The organism is Meridianimarinicoccus aquatilis (assembly GCF_004358675.1).
In the GTDB taxonomy this organism is placed as follows: domain Bacteria; phylum Pseudomonadota; class Alphaproteobacteria; order Rhodobacterales; family Rhodobacteraceae; genus Meridianimarinicoccus; species Meridianimarinicoccus aquatilis.
This window is the reverse complement of sequence record NZ_SMZO01000021.1, coordinates 53,221-63,195: the sequence shown is the minus strand read 5'-3', so window position 1 is coordinate 63,195 and position 9,975 is coordinate 53,221. Positions and strand designations below refer to the sequence as shown.

The window sequence follows — 9,975 nt, the reverse complement described above, 5'->3', positions numbered from 1 at the left end:
GTCCAGAAGGATTTGGGAAGCGTCGCTCATGCTGCCTGCCCCCGCTTCATCTGGGACATATAACTGGCCGCCGACGTCGTGCCGACATTGGCCTTTGGCAGATACGGATAGATATCCATATCCAGCTTGGGTGGCCGCTTCTCGATCTGACACAGCACGAGGTGTTTGACGGCGTCAAACCCAATGGCCCCCATGCGAAGTGCGTTTTTGACGGCAACCTGTAGGTCTGCCATCTCGAATGTCTCCAAGAGCCGCAAGACCTGCACATACTCACGCCGGCCTGCCTTGATCATCCGTGCCTCCATCAGGCGGCGCAGGGTCGCAAATTCCTCTGGCAGTTCCCATTCCACCAACGGGGCCGCCTGATCGAGGGCACCCACCTTCTGCTCCAAAAAGGGGCAGATAATGCACCGGGTCAAAGACCATGTCTTCGCGATCCCAATATCGAGGGTGGCGGGCGATGACATCACCGCCACAGCCAATGACCACCTGATCGACATAACCACGAAGCCAGACATCGCGGTGCCCGTAGGCGACAGGAACCGAATAATCGTTGGTTTTGTAGCGCACCAGGGATTGCGAGTTCACTTGGCCGGTGGCCTGATCACAGGCATCAAATGGAGACGCTGGCAGATCCATCATGGCATCAAGGTCACGGGCCAAACGTTGCCCAATGCTCTCGCTGTGACCGCGCAAGACATCCGCTTGACGCTTGCGGCATTGCGCTTCCAGCCAAAGATTGAACGCCTCCCACGTGGCAAAATGTGGGATCGGCACCATGAAGTTGCGCCGGGCATATCCGACCAGACCCTCAACAGCGCCTTTATCGTTGCCCTTACCCGGTCGACCGTAACGATCGTGGATGAAGTAATGCGACAGGAACCCGCTGAACAGCTTGGTCCGCTTACGGGAGCCATCCGGCAGGATCTTCGCGACCAGGCATCGATTGTTGTCATAAAGAACAGACTGCGGAACACGGCCGAAGAATGCAAAAGCATGCACATGGCCATCAACCCAGGCCTCGGAGACCGCCGCAGGATAAGCCCGAACAAAGCATGCATCGCTGTAAGGCAAATCCGGCGCGAAGAAATGCGCCTTCTGCTCAACCCCGCCGATCAAAACCATGGCTTCGCCGAAATCCGCTTGGGCATGGCCGGGATATGTGCCAGTGGGACAAACATCTCTCGGCTGCGCTGCCCGTATTCCCGGACATAGTTCTTGACCGTCGTATAGCCGCCTTGAAACTGGTGCTCGTCGCACAGCCGTTCAAAAATGCGCTTGGCGGTGTGGCGCTGTTTACGGGGACGGTTCAGATCGTCTTGCATCCATTGGTCGATGAAGCCGGTGAACCCGTCCAGCTTGGGCTGCTTGATCTGCGCCGTTCGCTGATAACCGGGCGGCACCGAAAACATCATCATCTTCTTCAAGCTTGCGCGCAAATCCCGAAATGGCTGGCGGCCTGCCGTTCGCTCATACCGCCCCGACGCGCGAGGCGGACCTTCAAATACAAATCCACGACTAAAATCTCCCGCCCTCCCTGCAAACAGAAAGGGCCAACGTGGCAACATTTTACGCTGCCCGCAGCGAGATTATCACGCCACTTCCGTGGCCAACTTTTGCACTGACGTTCTCAACAAGAGCCGCTACAAGGAACGAAACTGTATCGAGAAAATGTTCGGCAAGATCACGAGCTGGCAGCGAATTGCCCCCCGCTGCAACCGTCGCGCAACCGCCTTTCTCGCCGCTATCGCTCTGGCCGCCACCGTCATTTTCTAGTGATTGGTTTGGACCCAGACTGAATTGAGCGCCTTTTGCGGAAGCAGCACGATACCAGATTACAAATCCTTCGTCAGTTCGAGAGACTAGATCTTCAAAGATCCCGTACAGCGACGACATGGAGGGTCGGCTAGTCACACGATGTGACCAAGCAAGGGTCAACATCAGTGACCGCTGGAAACACCAGAAAGCACAGGCAAATCTTCGGCATATGTCGTCGCACGACCGCGCCCTGCATTCTTAGAAAAATACAACGCGCGATCTGCTTGTTCGAGCAAATGAGCCACGGGAAGGACACCCCCACCATGGCTTACGGTTATGCCTGCACTGCCGGAAATTTGGCACGTTCGACCCTCAAACAAGATGGGTTCTTGCAACCTCTGAATCAAACGACGTGACAGATCAAGCAACCGCGCAGCATCTACAAGACCGGGAAGGATCAAAACAAATTCATCGCCGCCAGCCCGAACCAGCGTATCTTCCGCTCGGGTGACATCGACCATAGCGCGTGCGGCGACCTGTAGCACATGATCCCCCGCCGCATGGCCAAGCGTGTCGTTCACGGCTTTGAAGTAATCCAGGTCCAGATGGATAAGTCCAAACGGATGACCGTCGCTAACAAGACGATCAAGCACATGATCCATTGCCCGCCGATTTCGCAACCCGGTCAATGTGTCAGTAAAGGCCTGCTCTTCTGCTGCGCTCCGAGCGGATTGCAGGCGGCTATTCAAGCGCCGCCATTCTTCCAAAATTGTTGCCTTGGCTTCAAGAAGATACAACATTTCAACCGTCAAGTCCGTCGGCGCAAAATCCCCACCTTTCAGATCATGCGCCCGGATCGCTTCAACAATGGATGTGCCAAAGGCGAGGTTCAGAAGCACACCATCTCGACACGGCACGATGATGCCCTTGAACTGGGTATTCGGCGGGTCGCGGAACTGAATTTGCAATCTGACCCCGGAATGCCTGAGAAATTCGGAAATATTCCGAATACCATGCGGCCGTCGAACGGTGAAAACGTCGAACAGATTCGCCCCCGTCAGATCATCAGCAGAAGACACCTTAGTCATCGTTGGACCAACATGGTGGATTACACCATCAGGACCGGCCAATATATGCATCGGCATAAGCGCATCGCGCGCTGCGGGACCTAGATCATCAACTTGCTGTGTTAGCTTTCCGCCGCCAGTTGAAATGGTCGCCCCTCTGAAAACTCCGCACTCAGAACTCTGACGCTGATCCATTCATCGACTCCTTCCCGTCCTTCGTGCTCCAAGATCGCCAGCGCACCATAGTCATCAGCAAGCGTTCGTATTACACCGACAAGAACATGACCAAAACCTGGCCGTTCAGACCGACACAAAACACGCACCACACCGTCATCCTCTGAAACGACGTCGAAATAAGGCAGGTCGAGGTCAGGTACTGCCAGCGCAGCGCGCCATGGCAGATCATCTACGGATTGAAGAAACTCGACAAAGGTATCCCCTCCAAAGCGCAGCAACCGGCGCAGCGACCCTACATTCGGATGCGAAACAAGATAAGTTCCCAGATCTTCAAGGATTGTTTCGCGAGATCGGCCTAAAACTTCCTCGGCCGCATCAATCATTCTGTCGGTAACTTCATCATCATAGATGAACAGCGCTTCAAACCCAGCGACAGGTGCTTCGGCCTGTTTTGCAAGCCGTTCCCAAGTGGCGCCACCATAAGTGTCGCGCACAAAACATTGGATCGCCCTGTTAACAAGTCCATGCATCACAAACCCCACACATCAGGTGTCACACTAACCTGCAGGAGTTTAACAAACTAACAATGTCAGAAAGGTCGCCTTCACACCTGACAAAACATCTGACAAATCAGTCAGATCAGACCGCTTTCAGGCAGCAAATTTGTCGGAATCTCGCTCAGTGAGCCACTTGGGCAAGCCTGCAATGCTCGGGAGTACTGCGCTAGCCGCTGGTTCAAGCTGATGGCGGGTTGCCACTCCGGTAAGAACAGCCACACATGGCATTCCACACGCCCGTGCAGCCACCATGTCTTGCATGCTATCGCCGACCATGACCACATACCGGGGGTCAATTCCGGTAAATTCACAAAATGCCAACAACATATCGGGCGCGGGCTTCGCTGCGAAACCACTGTCACAGGCGATGATGTGCTCAAACGCAGTTTCGACCGAGGCTTCTCTCAAATGCGACCGGGTTGGCTGCTCAAGGTCATTCGTAACAACACCAAGACGCAGCCCCCTGCGTACCAATTCATCCATCAGCGGAAGCAACGGCGTGGCTTCGGCCTGTGCAACGGTGGCGCTCATGGTCGACATGCGCGTTACAATCCCGGCCAAAGACGCCCCGGGAAGAAGAGGCAAAAGCGCCTTCGCGACATCATGCGGCGTGTGACTTGCAAGAGTGCTATCTGAATGGAAAGCTGCGAAATCCAGCTCAAATCCAACGGCTTCGCCCAACTTCCGAGCTAAAGATACATCCCTGCCCGCCATGTCCAAAAGAAACTCCCGCCACCAGTTTGCCCAAGTCTTGTTTTGGTCAAAAAGTGTGCCGTCCTTATCGAAAAGGATCGCTTTGATCTGTGTCATGTGTCCTCCCCGAACTTGCAACAGTATGCCTAAAGTGGGGTTATTTGACAATGTTCTTTGCCAACGTGTCGTCAGGTCCAGTTTGGCAGGTCCCCTCCCGGCAGCCCTGCCCGAGCCTGCATAACGACTTCAGGGGCGATCCCTTCCGCCTTTGCAAAGTCAATTACCCAACGATCATCCATCAGCAGGAAGTCCAGAACCGCCGCAAGAAATTCAGGGTCTTCAGCAAGCGTCGGTACATGGTCCGCACTCACCCCACTTGCGTTCACGAAAACGTCAAAGAGATCCTCTGTTGAGGCGATAAACCCCAGTACGCGCAGGGCAATTGTCTCTGCCTCACCCAAGGCATCAGCGGATTTCCGCGAACCGGTCATACCTGACAAGCCTTTCTTAACTGTTGGCGCGAATGATGCGGGTAGATTGAAGTATAGTTCAAGGCACGACCTGATGGCGGGAACGATTCTAATTTACGACGGAATAGCTGCAAATCGCATTATTTTGCGGTGCAAGCTGTCTTCGGCCTGCTATGATGTGGTTCAGGCGGAAAGCTATGAGGACCTTGTTCTCAAAGCCATGGCACGTGCACCGGATTTGGTGATTTGTGATCTGGATCAATCCTCTAAGCATGCGCTCGCGCTTTGCAGAAAATTGAGCAGTGCTGCCGCCGCGCACCCAGTTCCTGTGCTTTTGCTGGCGACCACTCCGTCACCGGCCCTGCGGATCGCTGCAGTTCAAGCAGGCGCATGGAACGTCATGCCCAAACCATTTCACGATGACTTACTGTTCGCTTGGTTGCGCCAAATACTTCGTCAGTCCCACAGATTAGCAGAGTCGCGCACACGCCAGACAAGCGCGGATGACATGTGTCTTTCGGAAGCCCCGGCACCCTATGCTGTCACCCGCAATTGTATCGCACTTGTCGCAGAAGCACCCGATTGTGCAGAGGCTTGGAAAAACCGCTTGGCCCCCCGAATTGGCGCAACAGTGCTACATACGTTGTCGCCGGACCAAGCCTTGTCGCGCTCAGATCATGAAACCGCACCGGACGCATTTGTGATTTTCGCTTCCAAACATGATTGGCAACGCACGCTTCGTCTTATCTCCGAACTGCACAGCCGCATCGCAACACAGCACTCTCGGGTCATTCTTGTAATGAACGACGCATCCAAAGACACTTCTTGCCTTGACGCGGACACGGCCACACGCGTTGCGATGGCGCTGGATCTCGGCGCTCATGATGTCGTGCATGGTCGGTTTCATCTGTCCGAACTTGCACTGAGGCTGGAAACTCAAACCGCTCGCAAGCGTATCACCGATAATCTTCGCCGCGCGCTCCAGAACAGTCTCGAACTGGCCTCACGTGACCCTCTCACCGGCCTCTACAACCGCCGCTATGCAATGCCGCGTCTTGACCGAATGCTTCATCTTTCCCGTGATAATCGTCAACCGCTGGCTCTGATGGCGCTCGACCTCGATCGGTTCAAATCCGTCAACGACACCCACGGTCATGCGGCCGGCGATGCAGTCCTTGTAGAGGTGGCCCGCCGTCTTGCCGAAGCGCTTCGCCCACGTGATCTGCTGGCCCGCAGCGGCGGTGAAGAGTTCTGGATCGCTTTGCCAAACACGGACCCGGACACGGCCGCCGCCACAGCGCAGTCCCTGCGCCAGCTAATTCGGTCGAACCCGATCACTCTGCCCGATCGACGCGGCCTTATCAGGGTTACCATCAGTATTGGGGTCTCGGCGCATCACCCCTCTGGTACGGCAGACGTGCCCAGCATTGAACATGCCCTTGCCCGAGCCGACACGGCTCTTTACGCCGCCAAGGCGAACGGACGTGACAAGGTAAACTTCGCAAGCTGCGCTGCCTGACATCTGAAGTCTCTTTTGACGATAAGGTGGAAGGCCTATAGAATGCTCAATCGCCGGTTACTCCACTGACAAAGGATCAGCCGTCTTGCGCCGTCCCGGTAGGAGCTGAAACGCCCCAAGTCGACGGCTTCCAGCAATGGCAATCCCTCTTTACCGCGTATAATTTCGAATCGGCCAACCTAAGTTATTCAACTTTTTGAGACAAAAACCGTTTGGGCCAGAGAGCGCCTCAGATCGTACAGTTTTCTGATACGCCAAACACCTGACGACCCTCAGCGTACTGTCTTGCAAAGTCGCGGAGTCGCTCTCAGCAAATCAGTTATCTTTGTCATTGCGGTCCTTATCCACGGATCCACCCTTATGATGCGCATCATTCTTGCGATCATCGTCCCCCGACTTGCGAGACTTCGGATGCCCCCGTAAAATCCGCTCTGCATATTTAACCCGCTGGTCTACGGGCAACGCAAGGATTTGGCGCATCAGAGCTTCTTGCACCGCGTCATCCGCACCGTCACGCAAGCTTGAGACCTTTTGAAAAGCGGCACGCAAACTTTCTTCACTCAGATCATCCTTCGCGATTTCCTGCGCCAAAGCCGCATTCGCAGTGCGAATTTCCCCTCGCCAATCAATCCCTTGCTCAGCCCGCAACGCCCGACTTTCATTGCGCATTGCATCGCGCGCGTCGCGGGGCAGCATTGCCACATAGCCAAACAGCCCAGCATCCCGCATTCCCGACACACCAGTCCGGGCATCATCGCGGTTCATGATAACACCGGCCACAACACCAACGATAAGCAAATTGATACCCAGCGATAGCGCCAGACCAAGTTTTAGTCCCAAATTTCGTTTAACCCATGCCATCGTCAGTATCCTCCGATCAGGCCGGCCGCTTGCGGAAAACCATATGCCAGCGACATGGCCAAATCACTGCCTGCAAAGCCGCTGCCGCTGACAAATCCATTAAGATCTGCCCAACCGCCCAACCACACGCCGCTGAGCGCGGTAGCGGCCAGTCCGACAGGCCAAACAAGCGCTTCCCAACGACGCGCCGCAGCGGCCCCAACCTGGCGCAGCAGATTTTTCGCCGGACGGTCGCGCACAGGTTCCACCACATCCGCTTGCGGTTGCATCGCCGCCGCATCCGCCATGATCCGTTCCAGGAACTCAGGCCGCGGGTCCGCAGGTGTCGCCCGTGCCTCGGCAAAAAGTTGTTCCAGCATAGAGTCGGCTTCAAGCGCGCCCAACTCGCCGCGCCGGCCGTCAGAGTCCTTTCCATCATGCATCATCTTTGAACCCCAGTTCTGCCTGTCGACCGGACAGTGCTTGTTTCAATCCCCGCCGCCCACGTGCCGCGAGACTTTCCACCGCCTCCACGCTCACGCCCAAAATCTCGGCGATTTGCGGGTTCGGCAATCCTTCGATATCGCGCAGAACGACCGCCTGATGCTGCCGTTCCGGCAACGTCTCCAGTGCGGATTGCAACGCCTCTGCCCGCGCCTGCGCCTGCAACCTGGCCTCTTGGCCGGGCGCCGTGTCCGGTCGGTCCGGCAGATCATCGCGCGGCTGCGGAACGCGACGACGAAACCGGTCGGTGCACAGATTTACGACAACCCGGTACAGCCAGGTCGACACCCGTGCCTGACCCACCTCCCACGTCGGCGCAGCACGCCAAAGCCGCAACATGGCTTCTTGAACAACGTCTTCTGCTTCGGCCCGATCCCCCAGCAACCGCTGGGCCACGGCCAGCGCGGGCGGAACCAGACGGGCCGTCAAAACAGACGCGGCCGTGCGATCCCCCGACGCATAGCGTGCCAACAACTCGGCATCGCCAGAAGGGCTTTGTGAGTCCAGCGCCATCACTGCGGTTCCGTTCTCCCGTCGTCACATAAGGAAGCCGGCCGAAGCTCGGCACGGCTCCCGATCTTGCAGGACCATCACTGGCCCGCATGCTCACTCTTGAACAGGCTTCATCTTGCCCTTGCCCTTACCGTGGCCTTTGCCGTGACCACGATCATGGGCCGCTGCGTATTCTTCGGCATCAAGCACTCCATCGTTGTTGCTGTCCATACGCTCCATCATGTTGCCACGCTCGCGGGTCGGCATTTCGGCTTGGGTCAACTTCCCATCCCCGTCCGTATCGAACCGCTCGATCATACGTTCCAGACGCGCTTCGTTCTTGCGTTCCGAGGCAGCCGCGAGTTCAGCTGCGGAAACAGCGCCGTCGCCATCAGCATCCACGGCGGCGAAGCGTGCGGTGCGATGCGCGTCCATCTCGATTTGCGTGATCTGCCCATCGCTGTTCGTGTCCAACTCGGTAAAATCGGGCCGCTGAGGTCCGTCGCCGCGCGCCATTGCAGGGCCGGTCATCATCAGTGCAACCATCAAGGCCATACCTGCTTTAATATAGGTCCGCTGTGTCATGTTCTTTCATCCTTCGTTTGTGTCAGTAACCAGCGGCGTCTCGCCCCCGGTTCATAGCTCAAACGCAGCGCCACCGGGTTTCCGTCGCTCTTTTGCGAAAAAACTTTCAGCCGGCGACATGGCCGCGCACGTGGTTCCAATTTTCGCAGGCGCGTGTATGTCAGTCACAAACGCGGAGATCACGATGACACAGACAGATACAGATCGCCCACTCGGCCGTTCAATCCGCCGCGGCCTTGCGCTGCGTTGCCCGTCTTGCGGCAAAGGGCACCTGATGCGGACCTACCTCAAGCCGCACGATCATTGCCCAGCCTGCAACGAGGATCTGACCCATGCTCGCGCCGACGATGGGCCAGCCTATCTGACCATCCTTGTCGTTGGCCACCTGATGGCGTTCGTGATCCATTTCGCCTTTGCCGTCTGGCGCCCCGAGCCACTGGTCATGGCGTTCAGCTTATCGACCGCCTGTGTTGCGCTCTCGCTGTTCCTGCTGCCGCGTATGAAGGGGCTGATCATCGGCTTTCAATGGGCTCGCCGCATGCACGGCTTCGGTGACCAGCCACAGGAAGCCTAAGCGCGATGGCCGCTCCCACGACGCGCGCACAGGACCAGACCCGCATTCGCGACGCGGCGACCGTGATCCTTGCCCGCAATCCGGACCGGCCCGAAATCCTGATGGGGCGGCGCGGCGCGGGTGCGGCCTTCATGCCCAACAAGATGGTCTTTCCTGGCGGCGCTGTTGATGTCGGCGATGGCAATGTGCCTTTGTCCGCTCTCCCCGCTGAGCCTTGCATGACACGGCTCGCCGAAGATAGCGCGCCGCATATCCCCCGCGCCGCCATCGCCGCCGCGATCCGGGAAGTTTGGGAAGAAACCGGCCTGATCCTTGGAACGCCCGACACGTGGCAAGACCCGCCCGCAGATTGGGAAGACTTCGCTGCTACCGGCCACCGCCCAACCGGCGCCGGGCTTCGCTTTGTGTTTCGGGCCATCACGCCGCCTGGGCGGCCACGCCGGTTCGATGCCCGGTTCTTTTTGGCCGATGTCGGCGCGGTGCAGGGGGATGCCAGTGATTTTTCGCGCGCCAGTGACGAGCTGAGCGCGCTGCAATGGGTCCCGCTCGCTGAAATGCGCCGCCACGACCTGCCCTTCATAACGCAGGTGGTACTGGCCGAAGTCGCGGCATTGATCGGTACCGACGCGCCCCCCGCGACCGTGCCTTTTTTCCGAAACGATGACGAAGAAAGCCTGTTCCTGCGCCTGCGCGGGACAGCCCCACAGGCGCAGGACTGACGCGGCTTCCAGCTGGTCGT

The 9,975-nt window shown here is 57.4% G+C and carries 11 protein-coding genes and 2 pseudogenes; 4 read left to right on the top strand and 9 right to left on the bottom strand.

Annotation, left to right across the window (positions count from 1 at the left end; genetic code table 11):
* Positions 1-26 precede the first annotated feature (26 nt).
* Positions 27-1,516: pseudogene (gene istA, locus E2L05_RS10895) on the bottom strand (IS21 family transposase).
* A gap of 116 nt (positions 1,517-1,632) precedes the next feature.
* Here istA and E2L05_RS21085 point away from each other — a divergent pair.
* Positions 1,633-1,776 (top strand): annotated as a pseudogene (locus E2L05_RS21085) (IS5/IS1182 family transposase); the annotation flags it as partial.
* A 164-nt stretch (positions 1,777-1,940) separates the two neighbouring features.
* Here E2L05_RS21085 and E2L05_RS10885 read toward each other — a convergent pair.
* The 4 genes from E2L05_RS10885 to E2L05_RS10870 all read right to left on the bottom strand — a co-directional run bounded on the left by E2L05_RS10885 (position 1,941) and on the right by E2L05_RS10870 (position 4,743).
* Positions 1,941-3,020 carry a diguanylate cyclase domain-containing protein gene (locus tag E2L05_RS10885; protein WP_133342939.1) on the bottom strand — a complete coding sequence of 360 codons (1,080 nt, stop codon included), beginning with the start codon at positions 3,018-3,020 and terminating at the stop codon, positions 1,941-1,943.
* On the bottom strand, positions 2,948-3,532 hold the full coding sequence (locus E2L05_RS10880; RefSeq protein ID WP_133342938.1) for a heme NO-binding domain-containing protein: 585 nt from the start codon (positions 3,530-3,532) through the stop codon (positions 2,948-2,950). Before E2L05_RS10880 ends, E2L05_RS10885 begins: the two co-directional genes overlap by 73 nt.
* Before the next feature lie 120 nt (positions 3,533-3,652).
* Positions 3,653-4,369 (bottom strand): HAD family hydrolase, encoded by a 717-nt coding sequence (locus E2L05_RS10875; RefSeq protein ID WP_133342937.1) that lies wholly within the window; start codon positions 4,367-4,369, stop codon positions 3,653-3,655.
* A gap of 71 nt (positions 4,370-4,440) precedes the next feature.
* Positions 4,441-4,743, bottom strand: a complete 303-nt coding sequence (locus tag E2L05_RS10870; RefSeq protein WP_133342936.1) for a DUF3572 domain-containing protein — start codon at positions 4,741-4,743, stop codon at positions 4,441-4,443.
* A 73-nt stretch (positions 4,744-4,816) separates the two neighbouring features.
* On the opposite strand from E2L05_RS10870, the gene E2L05_RS10865 reads away from it, so the two are divergent.
* Positions 4,817-6,241: a diguanylate cyclase gene (locus E2L05_RS10865; RefSeq protein ID WP_133342935.1), complete on the top strand. Its 1,425-nt coding sequence runs from the start codon at positions 4,817-4,819 to the stop codon at positions 6,239-6,241.
* Positions 6,242-6,556: 315 nt separating this feature from the next.
* On the opposite strand, the gene E2L05_RS10860 is transcribed toward E2L05_RS10865, so the two are convergent.
* From E2L05_RS10860 to E2L05_RS10845, 4 genes are all read right to left on the bottom strand, one after another.
* A complete protein-coding gene (locus E2L05_RS10860; protein ID WP_133342934.1) occupies positions 6,557-7,102 on the bottom strand; it encodes a periplasmic heavy metal sensor in 546 nt (181 codons plus the stop codon).
* A gap of 2 nt (positions 7,103-7,104) precedes the next feature.
* Positions 7,105-7,527: a hypothetical protein gene (locus E2L05_RS10855; protein ID WP_133342933.1), complete on the bottom strand. Its 423-nt coding sequence runs from the start codon at positions 7,525-7,527 to the stop codon at positions 7,105-7,107.
* On the bottom strand, positions 7,517-8,098 hold the full coding sequence (locus E2L05_RS10850; RefSeq protein WP_133342932.1) for an RNA polymerase sigma factor: 582 nt from the start codon (positions 8,096-8,098) through the stop codon (positions 7,517-7,519). Before E2L05_RS10850 ends, E2L05_RS10855 begins: the two co-directional genes overlap by 11 nt.
* Before the next feature lie 93 nt (positions 8,099-8,191).
* Positions 8,192-8,662 carry an EF-hand domain-containing protein gene (locus E2L05_RS10845; protein ID WP_133342931.1) on the bottom strand — a complete coding sequence of 157 codons (471 nt, stop codon included), beginning with the start codon at positions 8,660-8,662 and terminating at the stop codon, positions 8,192-8,194.
* 184 nt (positions 8,663-8,846) lie between these two features.
* Here E2L05_RS10845 and E2L05_RS10840 point away from each other — a divergent pair, with 184 nt between their 5' ends.
* Positions 8,847-9,236: a DUF983 domain-containing protein gene (locus E2L05_RS10840; RefSeq protein WP_133342930.1), complete on the top strand. Its 390-nt coding sequence runs from the start codon at positions 8,847-8,849 to the stop codon at positions 9,234-9,236.
* A 5-nt stretch (positions 9,237-9,241) separates the two neighbouring features.
* Positions 9,242-9,955, top strand: coding sequence for an NUDIX domain-containing protein (locus E2L05_RS10835; RefSeq protein ID WP_133342929.1), 714 nt, complete (start codon positions 9,242-9,244; stop codon positions 9,953-9,955).
* The last annotated feature ends 20 nt before the right edge of the window (positions 9,956-9,975 follow it).